The following is a 21956-nucleotide window of genomic DNA, read 5'->3' on the forward strand; positions in this document are numbered from 1 at the left end:
TTGCAAAAACTTGATTCTGCTGACTGACCGGTTTGGAGAAAGTTATCTGACCGTTGTGGGTCGAGCTTGTGTGAAAACGCGCTCATCGCCTAAACTGGATTAACTCATTCAGCATGGGTGACCGGATGAAGCGATTCATAGAAGGTGAAGATCGCAAGCAGGTGACGCTGCTTCCAGAGTGCCTTGATGACTTCGTCGCAGCGGACAACCCGGTCAGGATTATCGAGGCGTTTATAGAAGAGCTTGACCTTGCATCACTGGGCTTCGATGGAGCAATGCCGTCGACTACAGGTCGCCCGTCCTATCATCCAGCAGTGCTGCTGAAGATCTATATTTACGGCTACCTGAACCGGGTTCAATCGAGCCGGCGCCTTGAGCGCGAATGCCAGCGCAATGTTGAGTTGATGTGGCTTACGGGACGACTGGCTCCGGACTTCAAGACCATAGCCGACTTTCGTCGTGACAACGGCATCGGCATTCGCAACGTGTGTCGCCGCTTCGTGATGCTCTGCCGTGAGCTGAAGCTGTTCTCGCAAGCGCTGGTCGCCATTGACGGCAGCAAGTTCAAGGCAGTCAATACGCGCGATCGTAACTTCACCGAGGGTAAGGTCGACAAGCGCCAGAAGCAGATCGAGGAGAGCATGCAGCGGTATCTGAACGCGCTGGAGACTGCCGATCGTACGCAACCCGCGGAGCTCGAAGCGAAGACGACCCGATTGCAAGATAAGATCGCGCGCTTACGCGAGCAGATGCGGAACTTCGATCAGATCAAGGAGCAACTCAAGACGCAGCCTGATGGCCAGCTCTCGATGACTGATCCCGACGCGCGCTCCATGGCGACGAGCGGCAAAGGCTCGGGAATGGTGGGCTACAACGTGCAGGTGGCCGTCGACGCCAATCACCACCTCATCGTGGCTCACGAGGTTACAAACTCTGGCAGCGATCGGGCGCAGCTTAGCCCCATGGCAAAAGCTGCGCGCGACGCGATGGGCAAGACCCGACTGCGGGCAGTCGCCGATCGTGGCTACTACAGTGGGCCTCAGATCAAGGAGTGCGCCGATGCGGGGATTGACGTCATGCTGCCGAAGCCGACAACATCAGGTGCGAAATACCATGGCCGATTCGACAAGGCAGACTTCATCTACATTGCGCGGGATGACGAGTACCAATGTCCAGCTGGAGAACGGGCAATTTACCGTTACACCAGCGAGGAACACGGGATGCAGCTACACCGTTACTGAAGCAGCGCCTGTTCGCAATGCAAAATTAAGTCACAGTGCACTCCCAGCGGCCAACGACGGATAAGTCGATGGGAGCATGAGTCGGTGCTGGAGGCAGCTCAACGTCGGCTGGACAAAACGCCCGATGCGATGACGGTGCGCAGGCGAACCGTCGAACATGTCTTTGGAACGTTCAAGCACTGGATGGGCTACACGCACTTCCTGATGCGCAGGTTGCCCAATGTAGGTACCGAAATGAGTTTAAACGTACTTGCCTACAATCTCATGCGTGTGCTCAGAATCCTGGGATTCAGGAAGACGATGAAGGCAATGCGGCTGGCGGGTGCTTGAGCACCCTGTATGTCCTGAAATTCACCCAGAACAGCTTGTTAGAAGGCGTCAGAGCCGTTTAAAGGGGCGCTCTACCGCATCGGCCGCACAAACAGCTAAACGCGTGCGGCGGCGTGAGAGCTGTGCGCCGTGTTGCGGTTCTGCGCATGTTTCCACACAGCCTAGGCCGAAATATGCCGATCGCATCAGGCGGTCATCGGCCAGCAAAGGACGTTCGCCCGGCGCGTCGACCTGACGTTCAGATGATGGCTTTCCTAATAATTCGGCCGTTCGCTGCCGCAAAATGCTTTTATTGCCGATTTTCCAAAGAGCCAGCGGGCTTACGAATGTACGAAACTCCATTACCGCGTTCTAGTCAGCAGTTGCATGTGTTCTCTCATTCGTTGCTGGTCCGCGGCTATTCCTGTGAACAGACGAAATTGCTCGGCGGCCTGCGAAAAGAACATGCCTTTGCCGTTATTTGTCCGCGCTCCCAGCAGACGAGCAGCTTTAAGAAGTTCGGTCTCTTCTGGCGAGTAGATCAGGTCGGTCACCCACAGATTCGGGCGTAGCAAACGCGCTGGGAGTGGGCACCCGGGATGTGCATCCATGCCAATAGGTGTCGCATTCACGAGGCCGTCCGCGCCGGCGAGGGCTTCGGTCAAGTCTTCGACGATACTAATCCGGTCGGCTCCATGAGTCGCGGCGAGACTGTCGACCACAGGCTTCGCTTTATCCGGATTCCGAACCCAGAGATTTACGTGGCCGACCCCGCAGGCGAGCAGTGCGTGCGCGACAGCCTTGCCCGCACCACCCGCGCCAAGTTGTACGACCCGGTCGGTTTTAACGTCTGTCATGTTGCGTCGGAACGAATCCGCAAAGCCGAACCAGTCCGTGTTGTGACCGATCGATCTGCCGTCTTTGAGAACGACGGTGTTGACCGCACCCAGCAGCCGCGCGTCACTCGACAATTCGGAGAGGTGCGGCAGAATAGCTTCCTTGCAGGGATGCGTCACTGCAAAGCCGTTGAAGCCGAGTTGTGCGCCCGCCTGAAGAAGAGTAGGTAGAGCGTCATTGCTCAAGCCGAGGGCGGCCAGATCGACCAGACGATAGATGTACCGCAATCCACATTTTTCTCCTTCCTGCATGTGAATTTGCGGCGCTTTTGAAAACTGCAGATTCGTGCCGATCAAGCCGATCAGGATCGCGGGCTTAGGTTCAGACATGGTTTGCTCCACTGAAATCAGATTGACTGCGGTGCGAAGTCGGCGCGCTCGACCGGCGCAACGGCCTTCAGCAGAGCAACCGAGCGACGAACTCCTTCGACGCGCGACATCAGCACGTCTTCATGCTCGATGGACATCCATCCGTCGTAGCCGTTCATGCGCAAGCGATAGCAGAAGTCTTTCCACCATGCTTCCGGGCGACCGTAGCCTAGCGTGATGTAGCTCCATGCGCGTGCCGCGATGTCATCGAGCGGACCATTTTCGAGCAGACCCGTCGTGGCGCACCGGGTCGGATTGATCCCCGTGTCTTTCGCGTGCACGTGATAGATGGCCTTGCCGAGTGCATCGACGGCGGCGATCGGGTCCGCACCCATCCACATGAGGTGACTCGGATCGAGGTTCGCGCCGACGACGGGGCCCACCGCCGCTCGAAGCTTCAAAAGTGTGGGGACGTTGTAGACGAGTTGGTTGCCGTGCAGTTCGAGGCACAGCCTCGTTATCCCATGATCCGACGCGAACCTCACGAGCGACGTCCAATGCGGCAACAGGACCTCGTTCCATTGCCAATTGAGAATCTGCTGCGTTTCTGGCGGCCAGGAAGACACGATCCAGTTCGGCATGCGATCTCCCGGTGCACCGCCTGGCAGGCCCGACATCAGACACACCCTGTCGAGGCCCAGCTCGGCGGCAAGTCGGATGGTGTCGCGGACCACAGCCGATTGTCGATCCCCGTCCGTCGGATGGAGCGGGTTTCCATTGGCATTCAGGGCAATCAGGGAAAGCCCGCGATCTTCGAAGGCATCGAGAAATGCGCGTCGTTTGCCACTGCTCGCGAGCAATCCCGCAAGATCGATATGAGGCGCCGATGACCAATTGCCGGTGTTTATCTCCACGCCCGCTATTTCCATCTCCTGTGCCGCCTGCAGCATAGCGCTCAGCGAGAGGTGGGACAGACTGTCGGAAACAAGTCCGATCTTCATTGATAACCTCTGCAAGGGTTGAATCCGTCGACGAGACTTTCTCGCTTGCCTCGATGACGCTGCTTCTTTATCGTTCGCGGCAGACGAGTGATGGAAGGGCAAAAGGCGTTCATTCAACGGCTCCTATGAAAGCGGCACAATCCAGCCTGTTGCCGCGGCCTCTTTCACGGCGAGGGTCGCCGCGAGCGTCTTCGCCGCGCCGCGTGCGTCGAGCAGCGGCTTTGCTGTCCCACGGATGACTCCGCAGAAGTGCTGCATTTGATTCGTGAGCGGGTCGCTGGTCGACTGCAACGTGAAAGGGTCTTGCTCCGGAATTGATGCCCGCTCCGAGCGCAGAGGCGACCACCAGCTCAAGTCCGATCCGTGGTGCCATAGCTCGAGACGCGGCACCGACAGGGATCCCTCCATGCCGGCCACGAAGTAGCAGGCTTCATCGGTTCGCGGGAAGGCCCGGTTCTCGCCGGCGGTCATCTCCCAGTTCCAAGGCGACACAGCGGCGTCCGAAATCGCTAACGTGCCGATTGCACCATTGCGAAATCTAAGGATGATGCCGACCGTATCCTCGACCGGAAAGCCGCGAGCCGCATTCGAGGACGATGCCTGCACGCTTTCGATGTCGCCGCAAAGGTTACGAAGGTCGTCGATGACGTGAATCAGGTTGAGGAGCAGTACGCCGGCACCGGGCTGCCCGCGCCACGCGGTCTTGCCTTCGAAGTAGTCCTTTGGCTTGAGGAACCAGCAGAATCCTTGAACCGCGGTGATGCGGCCCAGACGCCCTGAGTCGATAATGGACTTCGCGCGTTGTGTGAGTGGGCTATGACGGCGATGGTGACCAACGAGGACCGGGACGTTGGCAACCTCGGCGGCGTCGGCGAACCGAATAGCTTCTTCGACGGACTCACAGACGGGCTTCTCCATCAACATCGGCACGCCGTGTCTGATCAACTCCATGCCAGCCTTGAAATGGAACTGGTTCGGCAAGCCGATGACGACGCCATCCGGCTTTTCCTTGGCCAACATGACCTCGAGATCCGGGTACCACGATACCTGGAGGCTTTCCGCCTGCTCTTTCGCTTTTGGTGCAGGGTCAACGATAGCCGCCAGTTGCGCGCCTGGCACCGCAAGCACTCTCTTGATGTGTTCCTGGCCAATGAGCCCAGCACCGGCAACCGCGATTCGAACGGATCTAGTGTCTTCTGCTGCCATCTAGCGTCTCCTGTCTAAACGATGGATCTTCGTGTTGCACTCCACACATGGATCAGGAGTGTCCATGCCCTTCGGCAAACGGCTGGCTAGACGGCAATCTTCCGGCTGGCTTCGATGCGAATGCGTTCATATTCGATTTCGTCGACCGGTACCGCATGCTTGTTTCCGAGGTCCTCCATGCGAATGCGGTAAGTCTCCCGTGCACTCCATGCGGCGAACGCGGAGAGACAGGCGACCGCGAAGGCAATCGAGCCGACCTTCAGCGGAATGTTCGACGATCCGGGCGGCGCGACGGCCACGAGCAGAATCGGAATGAACGAACCCAGCACGACACCGATGTTGTGGGAGATTGCATTGCCGGTAACCCTGAATCTCGTCGGGAAGAGTTCCGGCCAGAAGCTCGGCACGATGGCGTTGTAGCCTTGATACACTACGCCCCACGCGATCATCGAGACGATGAATGTGAGCATCATGCTGTGGATGCTAATGGCGTAGAGATAGAGCACGGTGGCGATGCCGGAGCAGATCATGCCGACGACGAACGTCGGACGACGGCCGATCTTGTCCGAGAGAATGCCAGCGAACGGAATGGTGATGACGGCTATCACGTTCCCCAGTACCGGAATCCAGAGGAACAGCTCCTTCGGAAAGCCGATGCCATAGGCCGGCTGAGCGGCGTAAGCGGCGCCGAACACCGTGATCGTCGCCGGGACGACGTAGGCGAGCGCCATCCCGATGACTCTCAGCATATCCGGCCACGCAAAGCGGAACGTCTCGAGGATCGGCGCCTTCGACACCTGACCGGACCGGACCTCCTTGGTGAACTCCGGCGTCTCGTCGACTTTCCTTCGCACGAAGAGACCGACGATCACGATGGCTACCGAGAACAGGAACGGAATCCGCCAGCCGATGCTATAGAACATCTGTTGCGGCATGAAGTGGAGGAGCGGCAGGAACACACCGGCTGCGAGAATCTGTCCTGCCTGCGTGCCTTGCGCGATGAAGCTGCCATAAAAGCCACGGCGTCCAAATGGAGCATGTTCCAGGACCATGGAATTGGCTCCGGGCTGTTCTCCGCCGAGCGCGAAGCCTTGCACCAGGCGCAGCACGATGAGCATTGCCGGCGCCCAGACGCCGATTTGTTCGTAAGTCGGCAGCAACCCGACGCAAGCCGTCGAAATCCCCATCAGGATCATCGAGAATACAAGCACGCTTTTGCGACCGTGGCGATCACCCCAGTGCCCGAGGAAGAACGCGCCGAACGGCCGCGCGAGAAAGCCGACTGCATAGGTCGCAAGCGAGGTCATGATCGCGACCGTAGGATTGCCCTTGGGAAAGAACAACTGCGGGAAGAACAACGCCGCGGCAGAGCCGTAGACGAAAAAGTCGTAGTATTCCAGTGCGGATCCCATCCAGCCACTGGCTGCTGCCTTGTTGACCTGAGACCTGTTGCTTGAAACGCGTTCTGTTGACGTGCTCATTTGTCATCTCCTCCAACTGTTGTCCCGCCGCTTAAAAGCTCACGTAGTTGCTTTCTTCACTTCAACGCCGATTACTTCTTCGAGTAGCTTGATCAGGCACTGGTTGTCGTCCGTCGGATAGCGGGTGTTGGCCGCCTGGAAGAACTGTGTCGCCACGCCGGTAGCCATCATCGGTACGCCGTGCTCCTGCGCGAGCGCCATCGTGATGGTCAAGTCCTTGTAGGTGTTGTAAATGTTGGAACCGCTGCCCGTGAACCTGCGCTCCATGATCGCGGGCACGGTGTTCTGGAAAATCGGCGTGTTGGCGACGCTCGTGCCGATGACGTTGTAGATCGACTCAGCGGAGAGGCCAGCTTTAACACCGAGTGCAAGCACTTCGAAGATGCCGGAGTAGATGCAACCGACAAGACCCTGAAGACAAGCCTTCATCACCTGACCCTTGCCGACTTCCTCACCGATATAGTTGATGTTCTTCGCGATGGCCTTGAAGGCATCGAGGCACATCTCATAGGCTTCCTTATTGCCCGACATCATGAGCGTCAGTTCGCCGGCATCCGCGCCGATTCGGCCGCCGGATACTGGTGAATCGATAACGTGAATCTTGAATTCCTTTGCGGCTTCTTCCATCTCGCGAACCGCGGGACTACCGATGGTGGCAGTCAAGACCACGACCGAACCTGGTTTCATTGCGGCGAGAAGCTTGCCGTTTCCGACCAGCACGTCCTTGGTCTGGCGCGCGTCCACGACCATCACGAAGACGACATCCGACGATGCGCCGACTGCCGCAACGTCGGTGCCGGCTTTGCCGCCACAGGCGACGAAATCAGCCAGCTTTTCTTTGCTCATGTCGTAGGCTGTGACAGAGAAGTCTCCGGCGACGAGATTCTTTGCCATGCCCATACCCATATTTCCAAGACCTACCACGCCAATGTTCTTCATGACTCAATACTCCTAATAAAATGAATTTCCTGCCGGAGAAGACCAGAACGTGCTGGATCGACCTGAACCCGCGACTACGTGATTGCGGTTCCGTCGCGACGCTCGTCCGAGCTTCGCGGTGAACCGAAGAATTAGACGGCGGAGCCGAACACTTCGATGAATCGACCGACTGAACGACGGAAACTTTCTTCGAGCGAATCGCCTTCTGGCCGGTACACGTTTTCAAGAGAAACGACGCCGTCGAAGTTGTCCGCGCGGAGCGCTTCGGCGAGTGGCACCAGATATTCGGCGAGGTCTCCATCGCCGAGTGCGCAAAATTCAACCGAGCCGTTCTTGACATCCACGCGTGCGTCTTTCAACTGGATATGCACGAGATAGTCCCGAATCTGGTCATACGCTTCCGGATACGGTGTCTCGGTCGAATAGAGGTTGTTACCGGTGTCGAGCATGATGCGCAGATGTTTCGATCCCATCTCTCTGACCATGCGTGCGGCCAGCGAGCAGGAACTGAGCATGGTGTCGAAGCCCGTCTCCACGGCTATGACGATGTCGTTCTCTTCGGCAATGCGCAATGGCTCTTCATACAGCTTGAGCAGCTTCGGCCAGGCCCGATTTTGATTGGCGAGAAAGCGCTCGGCGCCGTGCGCACCGAAGATGACGGGTGGCCGCTGGAACGGCATCGCGCGAACAAGTCGTGTGCCAAGCCGCTTCGCCAGCGCGATCGACTTGCGGAACGCGTCGAGGTCCTGCTGATAGTCGTCGTCGGTGGCTTCGGTCGTGAGTGCCGGGAGCATGTAGAACGACCGCGGCGAGACGGCCGAAACAGGGCACTCCGATGCCTTGATCAGCCGCACGATGTTCTCGGTTTGCACATCGTCGTGGCAACCAGCCGGAAGATTCCACGCGCCGCAGAACTCCGCGTAAGGCAGCTTCAATTCGCGCAAGACCTTGAGGCTGTATTCAAGGTCTTCGCTGACGTGGTTCGTGATTGCGCCAATCTTCATCCGATGCTCCTCATGCTCTGGTTTTGTGTGGCGAGTCAGTCGTGATATGCCGAAAAGATCGATCTGAATCTCGCCAGTTCGGCCTCGCAGTCACCGGGTGCGAAAGCTTCGAGGCCAACGCTGCAGTCGTATCCGAGCCTTACCATCGCTTCGACGACATTCGCATAATGAATTTCTCCCCGGCCCGGAACATCGCGCATGGGAACATCGGCGATCTGGACTTCTCCGACGAAGCCTCGACACTTCTCGAGTAGATTGATCAAATTTCCGCCGTCCTTCTGCGCATGAAAGAGATCGAGGTTGATCCGAATGCGAGGGCTGTCGACTGCCTTGACGAGGGCAAGAATGTCCAGCGCACTGTGAAACGGCACTCCCGGATGATCCAGCGGATTCAGGTTTTCGATCGTGAAATCGACGTCGTGCTGTTCGCCTAACTCGGCGATCCGGCACAGCGTGCTTCGCGCGTTCATCCACATCGCGCCGGTCACATGCGAGATCGGATTCATCGCAGGACCATCCTTGGTCAGCTTGCCGCCATGCAGATTCAGAAGAGGTCGTCCAATTGCCTTGGCAAGCGGAATCTGCTCGGTGATGGATGCGATCATCGCGTCGGCGGCATCGGGAAATGCCAGATTTCCACGGCCGAAGCCATCGATCATGGAGTAGGTCGCTCCTATGCTTGCGAGGCGCTCGACGTCGTAGCCGTCCAGACTCCAGAGACCTACGCGAAAGCCGAGTTGATGCAAACGCCCGACTCGTTCGTAAAACGGTAAAGCCGGAAACGTCATCTCTGCGTTGACCGCAAGCTTTAGCCTGCTCATGATGCTTCCTTGTTCGATCCGACCGCGTCGATCCGAGCGTTGTCCCGCACGGCGATCCAGTCGTGTTCCGGGTCGTTTTTGAAGTGCCAGGAGCGTTTGTCGCCTGCCATGACGTTGAGGTAGTAGCTGTCGTAGCCATAAGGAACGACCACCGGGTGATAACCGCGTGGCACCATCACGACGTCATGATTTTCAACAGCCATGGTTTCGTCGAGATCGCGCTTGTCGGTATAGACACGCTGAAACGCAAAGCCCTGAGGTGGATTCAGTCGATGGTAGTAAGTCTCCTCGAGCGAGCTTTCTACGGGCACGTTGTCATGGTCATGCTTATGCGGCGGGTAGCTCGACGAATGTCCGCTCGGTGTGATGACTTCGACCACCAGAAGTCCTTCGGCGACTTCCGTTTGCGGAAGGATGTCGCATACATAGCGCGTGTTCGCACCGGTGCCGCGCGTCGAGCGTTTCATTTGCCCCGGCGTGATCAGACGCGGCGGATAAAGACCGGCTGCAGGCGCGCTGGCAACGCCGATTTCGGCCGCGCCCTCGGCGCGCACGCGTGCGGTGATCCCTGGAGGAAGATAGAGCGCATAGGGAGCTTCATCATCGAAAACGCTTTGGCGCGTACCAATGGATTCCCAGCGCTCGTCGCCCGCCTCGATAGTCACCGTTCCCGACAGCACCACGATGCACACTTCGCGCTGCGGCTCGTCGATCGTCACAAGGTTGCCTCGCTCGATACGATAGGCGGCGAATCCGACATGCTTCCAACTAGCCGACTCCGGCGTCACGCGGCTAATGGTTTGCCCTTCGACGGACGCTTTCACCAACAGACTCATCGTTGTTCTCCTTTCTCGACCTTCGCCCGCAATGCAAGTGCGGCCTCGTAGGTAGCTCGTGCACTGCGTACCGCATCGCGTTCGGAAACCTCGGGGACCGCGACTTCCCACCAGCAGCCGCCTTCGTTCGACGGGCGGCCGGGGTCGGTGTCGATGCTGATGAGGTAGCTTCGATCGGCGGAACGTGCGCGCTGCATCGCCGCTTCGAGTTCGTTCAGATTGGAAACGCGCTCGGCGAGGGCGCCCATCGATCGCGAATGCATGGCAAAGTCGATGTGCGGGGCGCCGTGTGGCCCTTGCCAACAGTCGTCGATCAAGTTGTTGAAGGGCGCGCCCCCGCACGCCTGCTGTAACCGGTTGATGCACGCGAAGCCGCGGTTGTCGAGCAGGACAACAATCAGCTTCGCGCCGAGCATCACCGAGGTGGCGAGTTCGCTGTTCATCATCAGATAGCTGCCATCGCCGACCATTACGATCACTTCACGCCCCGGGCGGGCGAGCTTCGCGCCGAGGCCGCCAGCGATCTCGTAACCCATGCATGAATAGCCGTACTCCATGTGGTAGCCGCCGGGCGTGCTCGTACGCCAGAATTTCTCCAGGTCCGCCGGCAGCGTTCCCGCGGCGCAGACCACGATGTCGTCGTGTACAGACCGCGCACTGGAGCGTTGCACGGCGCCGATGACTTCGGCTTCGTTGGGCAAGCGCTCGTCCGGCATGGTATTCGTCACGCGCGCGACGGTATCGCGCCAGCCTTGAGCGCGCCGCTGCGCATCTGTCGTCCACTGCAACGGAGCGCGCCATTCAGCCAACGCCGCGCCGAGCGTTTCAAGGGCCATGCGGGCATCGGCTTGAACTTCGACACCGTTTCCCTTAATCGCGTCGAATGCGTTCGCGTTGATGCTGATGAGGCGTGCCCGGGAGAACAGGGCATTCGACCCTGTCGTGAAATCCTGCAGCCGGGTGCCCACGGCAAGGATGCAATCGGCTTCGGCAGCGGCTTCGTTCGCCGACAACGCGCCCGTCACGCCGACGCCGCCGAGCAAGAGAGGGTGATCCCATGCAAGGGCGCCTTTCCCCGCCTGCGTTTCGGCTACAGGGACGCCATGCCGTTCGGCGAAACGACGCAGTGCATCGGCGGCTCCGCTATACAGTACGCCGCCGCCGGACACGATCAAGGGGCGCTTTGCGGCACGCAGCGATTGTGCCGCGCGCTCGATTTCGTGAGCCACAGCGGCGGGCGCATGAAACTCGACGACACGAGGCTCGAAGAACGACGTCGGGTAGTCGTAGGCCATTGCCTGAACGTCCTGTGGCAGCGCCAGAGTCACGGGGCCGCACATCGCAGCATCCGTGAGGACGCGGATCGCACGCGGCAGCGCGCTCAACAGTTGCGCCGGATGAACGATGCGGTCGAAGTAGCGCGACACTGGCTTGAGCGTGTCGTTAGCCGAAAGGCCGCCGTCATGGAAATCCTCGACCTGTTGCAGGACCGGGTCGGGTGCTCTCGAGACGAAGATATCGCCCGGGAGAAGCAGCACCGGGAGCCGGTTGACGTGCGCGAGAGCCGCGGCGGTAACCAGATTTGTGGCGCCTGGGCCGATCGACGTGGTAACGGCCATCATGCGCCGGCGCATGTGTGCCTTGGCATAGGCGATCGCGCTGTGCGCCATCGCCTGCTCGTTGTGGGCCCGGTAAGTCGGAAGCACGTCACGGTGCCGATAGAGCGCTTCACCGATGCCGGCGACGTTGCCGTGCCCGAAGATCGCGAAGACGCCGCCAAACAGCGTATCGTTGGCATCGGTGCGCAACGCGACGAGATAGCGCACGAGCGCCTGCGCTGCCGTGAGACGAATGGTGCCCCGTGCAGGCTCCTGCGTCATGGCTTCGGGCTGGCGTTCACGCTGATTCATGCCGCGCACTCCTGAGAAGCCTGCCTTGCCGCATCGGCACGCGCGGCGCGCCATGCGCCAATCAACGTCTCAAAGGTTGTGCGTACTCTCGCGATCAATTCGTCATCGTCGATTTCTCCGGCGAACCACGCGCGGCTCGGTTCATTGAAAATCGTGCGGCCGACCGTGAAACCCCGGCAAGTCGTCGAAGCCGCCGCGGCCTTGAAGCCGTCGCACACCTTGTCGATGGGCGCGGACAACCCCAACAGCACGACACCCCGGCAATGCGGATCACGTTCGGCAATGAGCCTGTCGATCGCGCGCCACTGAGCGGCGCTCATCGATTCGAGCTTCCACCACTCGGGAAAGATTCCGATGTTGTACAGGCGGGCGAGCGCCCGATAAACAGTGTCATCCTGGATTGCGGGACCGCTCTTCGGAACGACGATTTCAAGCAGCAGTTCGTTGCCGCTATTCTTGACCGCTTCGTATAGCCCCTGGATTTGTGCCTCCTGCTCGAGTCTGAGCTCGGCGGGGTGATCCGGATGGTATTGCACGAGACATTTCGCAATGTGTTCTCGCGGCCAATCGATCAGCGTCGTCCCAACGGATCTTCCCTGATCGAATTCGAGCGGAAGCGAACCGGGCAATTCGACGGGACGTCCGATCCACCATCCGCGCCCGGTTGCGGCATTCAACGCATCCTGACCATAGCGGCCATCGATCAGCACGCCGATCCTGCCTCCCAGGGCGAGATGTTTCTCGGTCTGCGACGCGGCTTCGACGAAGAGTTGCTTTAGCACGGCGATCCTCGCCTCGTCTGCTCCGGATTGCCGTGCCATTTCGAGGAACTGCGGACGATGGTCGAAGGCGAATCCGAGCACCTCGCTCCATTCAGTGCGCGCCGGCGTCACGCGGTGCAGACGTGCAAGCTTCGCGTCCAGGTCCGGCCTCGCCATTCGGGCAGGCGTAAGCTCTGCCGTTTCGAGGAAGTAATCGAGTTCCGCGGGAGTCGGCATGGCCGGCGCGCATCCGTGACGCGCCACGACGAGCGCGCCGCACGCGTTGGCTTTGCGCGCGCAGGCTTCGAGGGGTTCGTCACGCAACCAGCCTGACAGGAACCCGGACGCGAATGCGTCGCCGGCGCCGAGCACGTTGAGGACTTCGACCTGGACGCCGCCATGGATCGGCGCATCATCGATCGACGCCGGTACGTCTCCGTGTACGATCTGACAGCCCAGCGGTCCGCGCTTGACGACGAGCGTCGCCTCGGTCACGGCTCGCACGGCGGCGAGCGCTTCAGTCAGATCGTGCTTTCCGCCGGCGATCCGGAATTCTTCCTCGGTTCCGATGACGAGATCGAACAAGGGAAGGATGCTCTGGATATGCGTCGACACGCTGTCGTTCGCCACGAACCGGGTCTCGCCGTCTGCCTTCGCGGTCAATCCCCACAATACCGGCCGATAGTCGATATCGAGCACCGTGCGGACCTGATTGCGGCGCGCGTAGTCGAGCGCGCGGCGACTCGCCCGATTCACCTGGTCCGTCGAAAAGTGAGTGCCGGTGATGAGAAGGGCCTTCGACGATGCAATGAAAGATTCATCGAAGTCGGACTCGTCAATTGCCATGTCGGCGCAGTTGTCCCGATAGAAAACGAGCGGAAACGTGTCCCTGTCTTTCAGCCCCAGAAGAACTAGCGCGGTTAACCGGTCGTCGTCGACGCGCACGTGACTGACGTCACACCCTTCGTTGGCCAACGTCTCGGTCAGGAATCGTCCCATATGATCGTTGCCGACACGAGCGAGCATAGATGAAGCGAGCCCGAGCCTCGCGCAGCCGAAAGCGATATTTGCCGACGAGCCGCCAAGGTATTTGGCGAAGCTCGACACGTCTTCCAGGCGCGCGCCGACTTGCTGCGCATAGAGGTCGACAGCGAGACGGCCGAGACACACGATGTCGATTGGCCGTCCTTGACCGAAGCGACTATAAATGTTTTTAGTCATCCTAAATTACACAAATTAATAGATTCGGATAGTGACTTGTAGTTGCTGGACGAGGGCGTGCTTTCTCCTTTGAAAAAAGCGATCTCGAAGAAAGCAGGAAAGCCTTATTAAAGGACGTCCGTCGCTACGATGTGTCGATGCCGAAAAATGTCAGGGACGCTGCAGCACGGCCGCATAAGCGCATGTGGAGCTTTGACACATACCTCGGTGCCGGGAATGGTCTAGTTGTTGCACTGCCGTCTCCTATCGTATTGATTTCTGGGCGACGTCAACGCCGCTCGGTCATGGTTGCTTTTCTTTACTGCTGGGGCGACTGTTTTAGTTTGGAAGTTCCGCCCGCTGTTTGATTGAATGCTAACCGCTTCCTGCGAGCAAAAGTGGGCGCTTATCGACAAAGTGTGCGACATACGCCCACTTTCGTGTCACCATCTAGCAGGGGCGGCAGACGGTTTCGTAAGACGAGAGCATCTGTCTCGTACGCGAGCGCCGAATGCGCACGTACTGTTTGGGACCAAGCTATATGAAGTCATTGACCGATTCAGACCTTGCCGAAGACAACGAGAATGCCGCTCCATCGCCGCTGGGCGCGGGGCTGCTCGATCCTCACTCACACCTGGCGGGCGCGATTGAGCGATTTAGTGATGACCCGGATTTCGTGACTGCGCTGGCGCGCGGGCTAGCGGTGATTCTCACGTTGTCGGAGAAGCGCAAGCGGATTTCAATCGCCCAAGTGAGCTACCTCACTGGAATTCCGCGGGCGGCAGCTCGCCGCAGTTTGTACACCTTGACCAAGCTCGGCTTCGCCGCAATGGACGACTCCAAGCATTTTTATTTGCGCCCTCGGATTTTGACGCTCGGACATGCTTACCTATCGACCTCACCGGTCGCGGTACTTGCTCAGCCAATCCTCGACCGACTAGGTGAGACGCTGGAACACGGATGCGCGCTAGCCGTGCTCGATAACGACGAGATTGTCTATCTCGCGCGCTCGGTCTCTTCCCGCGTACTTTCGCCGGCGCTAAACGTTGGTCGACGCCTGCCAGCCTTCTGCGCTTCGATCGGCCGGACTCTACTTGCTCAGCTGCCGGAATGCGAACTGGAAAGCTACCTGAAAACCACCCGGTTTCAAGCGTATAGCAAACATACGGTCACCAACCTCGATGAATTGCGCGTGCTGCTTCAGAAGGCCCGCGCGGATGGCTATGCGTTCACGAGAGAGCAAATTGAACCTCATCTGTGCTCGATCGCTGTCCCGGTCCGCGACAGCGCGGGCAATTATGTCGCGGGGCTGAACATCATCATTCACGGGAATCTGATTACCGAACAAGAGGCTTCTGAGCGATATTTCGAACCATTGCACCAAGCCGCAAGGGTGCTTGGTAACTCTTTGATCCTCTAGGCGACCGGCAGATATTCGCCGAATTCCCGATGCCACCGCGTTCGAGCTTTTGGGATTGAAAACTTTAGATTTCAAAAAGGATGGTGCGTGGTGGGTAGATGGGATGTTGCGAAAATCGGGGAGGGCGCGCTCGGCGCAACAACCTAATGTCAGTTGGCATGTTCGCAATTTGTCTTCGCCAGTGGCGGTTGTAACTTGAAAGCCGTCGTTGCAATCTCGCGAGTTCGAGCGACGGCTCATGGTCGAAGAGAGACTTCCGGGGAGCGACGCAGAGGCACGGGTGCGGACCTCGCGTGAGCATTCGCGGCGCGCTTCGCTGATCTACGCTGCTAATAGCGGGGCAGGAACAATGCTTGCGTGTCGCAAGTCAGATCAACAGAAGGGTCCCAGACGTCTGATCCTTCTCGCCGGGTTTGTGCTGTTCGGCCATGTCACGCTCCTAGGTATCAGCCAGCAGCACGACGGCGTCGTCACTCGAAGGACGACATGACTTAACGACGAGACGCCGGGCGCGGCGGCATGCCACCGGGCGGGCTGCCGCCATCGTAAGGAAGGACACGTACTATGAGAAGGGCGCCTGAAACACGGTCAATACTTCCCGCTCTCGTGCTTTTGCTCGCCGGCTGTGCCGTCGGCGGCAGGCCGTATGCCGGGCCGCACCTCAGCCCAACAGAGTGCCGCGACCTGGCGGCGCTCAGGACCAACGCGCCCCCTACGATGGCGCAACACCGTAGCGAACTGGCTGCCCTGAGGAAGGCGGGTTACGACCCGTCACCGTGGTATGACCCATATTACCCGGATGACCTACAAGCGGCACAGCGGCTGGTCAACTACTGGTTCCAAACGGAGTGCCAGCAGCCTCAACCCAGCTGAGAAGCCAAGGTGAATGCGAACCACTCCAGGCTCAGCGCGTACTAACTGCACGTCGCATCGCGGCCGTGATCCCTTGGCGCGTGCGGCGGAAATCATCCAATGGTCCGCGCTCAACGAGTCCATCCGATGCGGCACAGTTTTGATTGTCCACTGGTCCGCACTGTCAATGTCGCCGAGTTGAGACGGTCTCATCAAGTCCAGTCTCGCGAAAGTTCGCTTCGCCTTTCGCATCCCTGCTGCGATCAGCGATTGTTCGAGGTCCGAATCGGACCGGGTTCGGCCATCTCCGGCCGTTCGCGCGCGCTGCCGAGCGGGCATTTAAATGTCCTGTCCAATTTGCTTAGCGGACGCTCGCCACAGTGTTTAATTTGTCGCGTCGCCGATCATTGCGAACATCGCCCCGAAGAAGTCAACGTGACCGGCTCGACTGAAGGCTTCGTTTCAAGCTTGATCCGGGGGAATACAACCGAAACTGCTAGCAAAAGCGATATCAGCGCGAGGCCCGACGAGACATTAGACGAACGCCTTCACCCAATGCAGCATGCCGTCGGGCAACTTTGCGCCCGTCCACACGAAGGCAAGCAACGCGCCATTGATGGCGACGAGAAAGCCGGCTTTCGCGTCAAGTACCGTGATCCACTTCCGTGAAAACTCACTGGCGGCGCTCATGCTGCTCGCGGGGGCCAAATCCCAACGCCACCACACAGCTCCGTCGACTCGTCGCAGAACACGCTTGCTTCCCTCCTTTATCCGTCGACCAGGAAAAAGATAAATTTGCTCTGAATCTGTGCTCTCAAACCAGCATCGACTGCTGGGCGAAGATGCCCGCCATCGCGCCGTGCGATGATGCCGTGGTGACCGAGGCCATGAGGGGGTTGGCGAGGTCGCCGGCGGCGTAAATGCCGGGCATGCTGGTTTCGCGGCGCTCGTCGACCTTGAGGGCGATGCCGAGGGGCGTATCGACCGTGGCGAGGCCCAATGATTCATGCAGGCTTGCGGATGGCTTGTTGCGCGGATGCGCGAACAGGATGTCGGCCGAGACATTGGGGCCGGTATCGAGCTTGACGGTGGCATTATGGCCCCCGTGATGGGCGATTTCGGTGATCCGGCCATCGACGACAGGTATATTGCGGTGCGCCAGATCGGCCCGGATATCCGGTGGAATTTCGTGACCATCTGCGAAGACCGTCAACGTGTCGGTCCAATCGTGGTACAGCCTGACATAATTGTGCGACTGCGGGCCGGACCAGACGAGGCCCCAATGCTGGCCGGCGACTTCGAAGCCGTCGCAATAGGGGCAGGGCACGATGGACGTGCCCCAGCCTTCGGCAAAGCCTGGAACATCAGGCATCTGATCGGCGACGCCATAGCTCAGGATCAGACGGCGCGCCCCAAGGCTTTCGCCATCGCCAGTGAGAACGGAGAAATCGTCGATGGCGCCGGAGACGCTGTCGGCCCGGGCACTGACCAGCCTGATCGTGGGATAACGCGCCAGCTGCTGCCGCGCCTCGGCCAGGATGTCCAGCGGCGGCTTGTGATCGTGGCCGAGCAGGCCATGCGAGTGGCCGGCGAAGCGATTGCGCGGCAGGCCGGTATCGAGAACGGTGACCTTGCGGCGGGCACGGCCGAGCTGCAGGGCGGCGGCGAGGCCGGCAAAGCTGCCGCCGATAATGATGACGTCATTCATGGTGATGGGCTCCGTGTTGTGGATGGAGGGGGTGGGCTGGGCCTGGCGCGAAATATCGTCCAGCGATACGCGCTCGACACGGGCAGCGACCAGGGCTTCGGCATCGACGAGAAAGTCGCCCATCACTGTGTTGACCGGCCGGACAATGTCGCATTCGATATCGCCGGGCGGCCCGGTGAAACTTGATTTGGAGGACACCTACGCATTGGCTTGCACCTTTTAGATACTTTATGGTATCGTAATGGAAGAATTAGGATACTGTCAAGGACTGGAATTGTCGTGACCGAAAATAGCCAGGCCCGGCGCGGCCGGCCCGCCAACGAGGCGCTTGGCCAAACGATAGTCGACGCCGCGTGCGAACTCTTTGTGGAATTGGGTTTTCAAGCGACGACCTTGGACAAGGTCGCCCAGCGAGCGAAGATATCCAAGCTCAGCATCTATCGGCACTTCGAGAACAAGGAGGCGCTGTTCAGCGCGGCCATCGCGGCCCGCTGTCATCAGTTTGCACCACAGGCCCTTCTTGAAGGCGTCGACGGTTCGGCCGAAGATCAGCTCATGGCGGTGGGATCATCCCTGCTTCGCACGCTGTTGAGCCCGGACGTCCGCAGTGTCGAAGCCATGATCATGGCCGACAAGACGAATCAAAAGTCGTTAAGCAAGCTCTATTACGAAGCCTGCCCCGCCCATGTCATCGCCCAAGTCGAGGCCCTGTTGCGTCAGTTGCACGCGAAGGCGGTTCTGAACGTGCCCGATCCTCTCCGGTCCGCCCGCTTGTTTGCCGCGCTTTTAAAAGGATCCGATCTCCTGCTTATCGCACGCTTCGATGAGGCGAGAGCAGAGGACGACAACGAAATCGAATCCTATTGCCGGTCGGCCGTCGCCATGTTCATCGCCGCGCACGGTGGCAACGACCACGCGGACGGATAGCCTGGTTAAGAACGGATCAGAACAAGGAGATGGCATGGCAGAGAAAAATGTTTATCAGGTAGCCGACTGGAATGGCCAAAGCGGGGAGCGCTGGGTCGCTTACCAGGCCCGGCTCGATGCCATGATGGCGGTGTTCGGCCAGGCCGCGATCGAAGCCGCCGCGCCCGCCACGGGCGAACGCGTGCTGGACATCGGCTGCGGCGCGGGGGCGTCTAGTCTGGATCTGGCCGCCCGCGTCGGGGCGGGCGGCCATGTGCTAGGCGTGGACATATCCGAACCGCTGATCGGCAGAGCGCGCGCGCTAGCGCCGCAGGATACGCCGGTCCTGTTCCAGGTGGCCGACGCCAGCAGCACCGAGTTGCCCGAGGGCGCGTTCGACATCCTGTTTTCGCGCTTCGGAGTGATGTTCTTTGACGATCCTACGGCGGCGTTCGCTCATATGCGGCGTGCGCTCAAGCCGGGCGCGCGGGTCGCTTTCGTCTGCTGGCGCGGCATGGCCGAGAACGATTGGGTGCGCTTGCCGATGGGCGCGATCAAGGGCATCGTCCCGCCGACGGCGCCGCCCGATCCCGAAGCGCCCGGCCCATTCTCGTTCGGCGACCGGGGGCGCGTGGCACGCATCCTGACGGCGGCCGGCTTCACCGATATCGCTATCGCGCCATTCGATGCTTCCATCCCATTCGGCGCGGGGGGGACGCGGGATGCGGCGATCGACGACGCGGTAGAGATGACACTCGAGGTCGGCCCGCTGTCGCGCGCTCTCGCTTATCAGCCCGACGACATCCGGGCCCGCGCCTCCGCCGCGGTTCGTGCCGCCTTCGCGGGCCTCCCCGGCGAGCGGTCGGTGATGATCGACGGCGCGGCGTGGATCGTCATGGCACGCAATCCGGCAAGCTGACAGGGATTAACAGGGGAAACGCCCCCGCTCGGTGCAGCGCGGTTTCAGATTGATGTCGTTTCTGGCTTGGAAGCCGCCATTAGTGAGCTAGAGGCTTTGATGGCATGACCTGCTCCCGGACGGGAAACTTACTTCTTCATTGAAGTGGTATGCGAGCTTGATGGTTTCCGCAAAGGCGGCATTGGACCGCGCGCAGGCGACAAGGCTGATCAAGGATAGCTCTTGACATAGATATCCTCGGCTTTGATTGACCGGAGTATAAATCGGTCATAGCGAACGGCCCTTGCGCCCCGGGTGCCTGCCGTTCGCGGTGCGGTGCAACGAGCGTCTCAGATGGGTCCAGGTTGTGTAAAAACTCTGTGGGGACGGCGTGATGATTTCACTCGACCGATTACGAACGTTGACGGCTCGTTTAGGCCGTCTTGTGGTTGTCGGGATATCTGAGCCGTGCAGAACAGCAAGAGCGGCCCAAGCGCTCCTGTGCGCCGCCGGTGCAGCCGGCTCGACGCAAGCCTCTGCTTAGGCCCGCAACTTTTGCATCATCGGCCTAATGCCCAAGATCGCCATGACGCGCCTGAGATTGTATGCGAGCACATGCAGACTCATCTCGAGTGCTGACATGTTCGCGCGTCTTCATCAGGAAGTGCGTTGCGCCCATCCAGAACTTCAGCGTACCAAACGGGTGCTCCACAGTCTGGCGGCGTATGCGCATCATCTCCGGTTTCTGATCGAGCCGCTGCTGCATTGCTTCGACCACGACCTCATGCTCCCAGCGCTTTATCCGTCGAGCCTCTTTGCTGGATGTGCATTGCTTTCTTTCTGATTGCACAGGTAGAACAGGCCGAGGTCGAGTAGCAATGCAGCGTCATACCATGCTCGATAGTTGTAAAACGCAAGGTGAGCCGCTGTTGGGCTGGGCAACGGTACTCATCATCCTCGGCAATGTAGACGAAGTCCTGCTTGCCGAAGTGGCCATCTGCGTTCTTGCCCGAGGTCAGTGGTTTAGGAACGAAGGCCGTAATGCCCGCCTCATCGCATTGCAGGATTTCCTCACTCTTGAAGTAACCCCGGTCGGCAACAACGGTCAGATCCTTGATACCGGTAGCCGCCCGTGCCTGCCCGCCCACGTTCGTTAGCTGGCTGCGATCGTTGCCGACATTGGTGACCTCGTGCGCCACGATCAGATGATGCGTGTCATCAACGGCCGTCTGAACGTTGTAGCCAACCATTCCTGTTCCCCGACCGCTGGTAGCCATTGAGCGCGCGTCTGGATCGGTCAGGGAAACCTGTCCATCTGGCGACTCGCGCAATCGCTGCTCCATCGCCTTGAGGTCCTGCATCTGCTGCCTGAGCTTGCTGATCTTGTCGCTGATCCGACTCGTCTTCGCCTCGGCAACATCGGATTGAGTCCGGTCCGCAGTCTCCATCGCGGAAAGATATCGGGCGATGCTCTCATCGATCTGCTGCAGGCGCGCCTTGACCTTCGCGCTCGTAAGGTTGCGATCACGATTGTTGACAGCTTTGAACTTGCTGCCGTCGATGGCCACTATCGACTTTGAGAAGAGGTCCAGGTTACGGCATAGCACGATAAACTGGCTGCAGACATTGCGAATCGCTTTGCCGTTGTTACGGCGGAAGTCGGCGATGGTCTTGAAGTCCGGCGAAAGGCGGCCCGTTAGCCACATAAGCTCAATATTGCGTTGAGTCTCACGCTCCAGACGCCGACTGGACTGAATGCGATTCAGATAGCCGTAGATATAAATCTTAAGCAGTACAGATGGATGATACGAGGGCCGCCCCGTTGCTGCGGGCGCGGTTCCGTCGAAGCCGAGATCATGGAGATCAAGCTCATCGACAAAGACGTCGACTACGCGCACCGGATTGTCATCGGAGACATAGTCTTCGAGATACTCGGGCAGCAGGACAGCCTGCGTACGGTCTTCGCCTTCAACGAATCGCTTCATGTGGCCGCCCGATCTGAATGCGTTACTTCAGTTTAGGCGATCAGCGTGCGTTTTCACACAAGCTGGGTCGCCTGCGGCCGATCGCGCAACGATAGCGCCTATCCAGATGGCTCCTCCAATGGCTCCTCGATGTATGCCTGCAAGGGTGGCGTGAGTGCGCTTTTCTTGCCGACACGTCGTATCAGTCGACCGCACCTTGTATGGCACTTTGAAATTCGTCTCCCGTAAAGATTCACCTTGGAGATCCATTTCGATCACAAACATGCAACTAGA

General features: G+C 59.4%; 17 protein-coding genes and 2 pseudogenes. 5 read left to right on the forward strand and 14 right to left on the reverse strand.

What is annotated here, in order from left to right; genetic code table 11:
- Positions 1–125: 125 nt before the first annotated feature.
- A pseudogene (locus tag P0D96_RS41355) lies at positions 126–1571 on the forward strand (IS1182 family transposase).
- A gap of 48 nt (positions 1572–1619) precedes the next feature.
- Here the strand turns inward: P0D96_RS41355 and P0D96_RS41360 are convergent.
- From P0D96_RS41360 to P0D96_RS41410, 11 genes are all read right to left on the reverse strand, one after another.
- A complete protein-coding gene (locus P0D96_RS41360) occupies positions 1620–1913 on the reverse strand; it encodes a hypothetical protein (protein ID WP_408182334.1) in 294 nt (97 codons plus the stop codon).
- Complete coding sequence (locus tag P0D96_RS41365; RefSeq protein WP_408182336.1) at positions 1913–2776, reverse strand: shikimate dehydrogenase; 864 nt, start codon at positions 2774–2776, stop codon at positions 1913–1915. The genes P0D96_RS41360 and P0D96_RS41365 overlap by 1 nt, the downstream gene beginning before the upstream one ends.
- 17 nt (positions 2777–2793) lie before the next feature.
- Positions 2794–3873, reverse strand: coding sequence for a sugar phosphate isomerase/epimerase family protein (locus P0D96_RS41370; protein WP_408182338.1), 1080 nt, complete (start codon positions 3871–3873; stop codon positions 2794–2796).
- Positions 3874–3879: 6 nt separating this feature from the next.
- Positions 3880–4962: a Gfo/Idh/MocA family protein gene (locus P0D96_RS41375; RefSeq protein ID WP_408182340.1), complete on the reverse strand. Its 1083-nt coding sequence runs from the start codon at positions 4960–4962 to the stop codon at positions 3880–3882.
- 86 nt (positions 4963–5048) lie between these two features.
- Positions 5049–6443: an MFS transporter gene (locus tag P0D96_RS41380; RefSeq protein WP_408182341.1), complete on the reverse strand. Its 1395-nt coding sequence runs from the start codon at positions 6441–6443 to the stop codon at positions 5049–5051.
- A 39-nt stretch (positions 6444–6482) separates the two neighbouring features.
- Positions 6483–7382 (reverse strand): NAD(P)-dependent oxidoreductase, encoded by a 900-nt coding sequence (locus tag P0D96_RS41385; protein WP_408182342.1) that lies wholly within the window; start codon positions 7380–7382, stop codon positions 6483–6485.
- 131 nt (positions 7383–7513) lie between these two features.
- The gene (locus tag P0D96_RS41390) at positions 7514–8386 is read right to left on the reverse strand and encodes a sugar phosphate isomerase/epimerase family protein (RefSeq protein ID WP_408182343.1); all 873 of its coding nucleotides are present in this window, start codon (positions 8384–8386) and stop codon (positions 7514–7516) included.
- A 35-nt stretch (positions 8387–8421) separates the two neighbouring features.
- Complete coding sequence (locus tag P0D96_RS41395; RefSeq protein ID WP_408182345.1) at positions 8422–9207, reverse strand: TIM barrel protein; 786 nt, start codon at positions 9205–9207, stop codon at positions 8422–8424.
- Entirely contained in the window at positions 9204–10043 is an 840-nt protein-coding gene (iolB, locus tag P0D96_RS41400; RefSeq protein WP_408182347.1) for a 5-deoxy-glucuronate isomerase, read from the reverse strand. The genes P0D96_RS41395 and iolB overlap by 4 nt, the downstream gene beginning before the upstream one ends.
- A complete protein-coding gene (gene iolD, locus P0D96_RS41405; protein ID WP_408182349.1) occupies positions 10040–11953 on the reverse strand; it encodes a 3D-(3,5/4)-trihydroxycyclohexane-1,2-dione acylhydrolase (decyclizing) in 1914 nt (637 codons plus the stop codon). The genes iolB and iolD overlap by 4 nt, the downstream gene beginning before the upstream one ends.
- Positions 11950–13935 (reverse strand): bifunctional 5-dehydro-2-deoxygluconokinase/5-dehydro-2-deoxyphosphogluconate aldolase, encoded by a 1986-nt coding sequence (locus P0D96_RS41410; protein WP_408319649.1) that lies wholly within the window; start codon positions 13933–13935, stop codon positions 11950–11952. The genes iolD and P0D96_RS41410 overlap by 4 nt, the downstream gene beginning before the upstream one ends.
- Positions 13936–14455: 520 nt before the next feature.
- On the opposite strand from P0D96_RS41410, the gene P0D96_RS41415 reads away from it, so the two are divergent.
- Together P0D96_RS41415 and P0D96_RS41420 are read left to right on the forward strand one after the other, a co-directional pair.
- Positions 14456–15334: an IclR family transcriptional regulator domain-containing protein gene (locus tag P0D96_RS41415; RefSeq protein ID WP_408319652.1), complete on the forward strand. Its 879-nt coding sequence runs from the start codon at positions 14456–14458 to the stop codon at positions 15332–15334.
- 564 nt (positions 15335–15898) lie between these two features.
- On the forward strand, positions 15899–16207 hold the full coding sequence (locus tag P0D96_RS41420; protein ID WP_408182354.1) for a DUF4148 domain-containing protein: 309 nt from the start codon (positions 15899–15901) through the stop codon (positions 16205–16207).
- 513 nt (positions 16208–16720) lie between these two features.
- Here the strand turns inward: P0D96_RS41420 and P0D96_RS41425 are convergent.
- Together P0D96_RS41425 and P0D96_RS41430 are read right to left on the reverse strand one after the other, a co-directional pair.
- Positions 16721–16876, reverse strand: coding sequence for a hypothetical protein (locus P0D96_RS41425; protein WP_408319654.1), 156 nt, complete (start codon positions 16874–16876; stop codon positions 16721–16723).
- Between the two features lie 124 nt (positions 16877–17000).
- The gene (locus P0D96_RS41430) at positions 17001–17894 is read right to left on the reverse strand and encodes an NAD(P)/FAD-dependent oxidoreductase (RefSeq protein ID WP_408319660.1); all 894 of its coding nucleotides are present in this window, start codon (positions 17892–17894) and stop codon (positions 17001–17003) included.
- A gap of 279 nt (positions 17895–18173) precedes the next feature.
- On the opposite strand from P0D96_RS41430, the gene P0D96_RS41435 reads away from it, so the two are divergent.
- Together P0D96_RS41435 and P0D96_RS41440 are read left to right on the forward strand one after the other, a co-directional pair.
- On the forward strand, positions 18174–18821 hold the full coding sequence (locus tag P0D96_RS41435) for a TetR/AcrR family transcriptional regulator (RefSeq protein ID WP_097389207.1): 648 nt from the start codon (positions 18174–18176) through the stop codon (positions 18819–18821).
- A gap of 34 nt (positions 18822–18855) precedes the next feature.
- On the forward strand, positions 18856–19719 hold the full coding sequence (locus P0D96_RS41440) for a class I SAM-dependent methyltransferase (RefSeq protein ID WP_408319656.1): 864 nt from the start codon (positions 18856–18858) through the stop codon (positions 19717–19719).
- Between the two features lie 519 nt (positions 19720–20238).
- On the opposite strand, the pseudogene P0D96_RS41445 reads toward P0D96_RS41440, so the two are convergent.
- A pseudogene (locus P0D96_RS41445) lies at positions 20239–21683 on the reverse strand (IS1182 family transposase).
- Between the last annotated feature and the right edge of the window lie 273 nt (positions 21684–21956).

Origin of the sequence: Paraburkholderia sp. RL17-347-BIC-D, assembly GCF_046027915.1 — a bacterium.
In the GTDB taxonomy this organism is placed as follows: Bacteria; Pseudomonadota; Gammaproteobacteria; order Burkholderiales; family Burkholderiaceae; genus Paraburkholderia.

What these genes read in the sequence shown, in the direction of transcription:
- P0D96_RS41440 (WP_408319656.1), top strand. Translation starts at nt 18,856, where the DNA reads ATGGCAGAGAAAAATGTTTATCAGGTAGCCGACTGGAATGGCCAAAGC.
- P0D96_RS41395 (WP_408182345.1), bottom strand. Translation starts at nt 9,207, where the DNA reads ATGAGCAGGCTAAAGCTTGCGGTCAACGCAGAGATGACGTTTCCGGCT.
- P0D96_RS41360 (WP_408182334.1), bottom strand. Translation starts at nt 1,913, where the DNA reads ATGGAGTTTCGTACATTCGTAAGCCCGCTGGCTCTTTGGAAAATCGGC.
- P0D96_RS41420 (WP_408182354.1), top strand. Translation starts at nt 15,899, where the DNA reads ATGAGAAGGGCGCCTGAAACACGGTCAATACTTCCCGCTCTCGTGCTT.
- P0D96_RS41375 (WP_408182340.1), bottom strand. Translation starts at nt 4,962, where the DNA reads ATGGCAGCAGAAGACACTAGATCCGTTCGAATCGCGGTTGCCGGTGCT.
- P0D96_RS41390 (WP_408182343.1), bottom strand. Translation starts at nt 8,386, where the DNA reads ATGAAGATTGGCGCAATCACGAACCACGTCAGCGAAGACCTTGAATAC.
- P0D96_RS41410 (WP_408319649.1), bottom strand. Translation starts at nt 13,935, where the DNA reads ATGACTAAAAACATTTATAGTCGCTTCGGTCAAGGACGGCCAATCGAC.
- P0D96_RS41415 (WP_408319652.1), top strand. Translation starts at nt 14,456, where the DNA reads ATGAAGTCATTGACCGATTCAGACCTTGCCGAAGACAACGAGAATGCC.
- iolD (WP_408182349.1), bottom strand. Translation starts at nt 11,953, where the DNA reads ATGAATCAGCGTGAACGCCAGCCCGAAGCCATGACGCAGGAGCCTGCA.
- P0D96_RS41425 (WP_408319654.1), bottom strand. Translation starts at nt 16,876, where the DNA reads ATGAGCGCCGCCAGTGAGTTTTCACGGAAGTGGATCACGGTACTTGAC.
- P0D96_RS41430 (WP_408319660.1), bottom strand. Translation starts at nt 17,894, where the DNA reads ATGAATGACGTCATCATTATCGGCGGCAGCTTTGCCGGCCTCGCCGCC.
- P0D96_RS41380 (WP_408182341.1), bottom strand. Translation starts at nt 6,443, where the DNA reads ATGAGCACGTCAACAGAACGCGTTTCAAGCAACAGGTCTCAGGTCAAC.
- P0D96_RS41385 (WP_408182342.1), bottom strand. Translation starts at nt 7,382, where the DNA reads ATGAAGAACATTGGCGTGGTAGGTCTTGGAAATATGGGTATGGGCATG.
- iolB (WP_408182347.1), bottom strand. Translation starts at nt 10,043, where the DNA reads ATGAGTCTGTTGGTGAAAGCGTCCGTCGAAGGGCAAACCATTAGCCGC.
- P0D96_RS41365 (WP_408182336.1), bottom strand. Translation starts at nt 2,776, where the DNA reads ATGTCTGAACCTAAGCCCGCGATCCTGATCGGCTTGATCGGCACGAAT.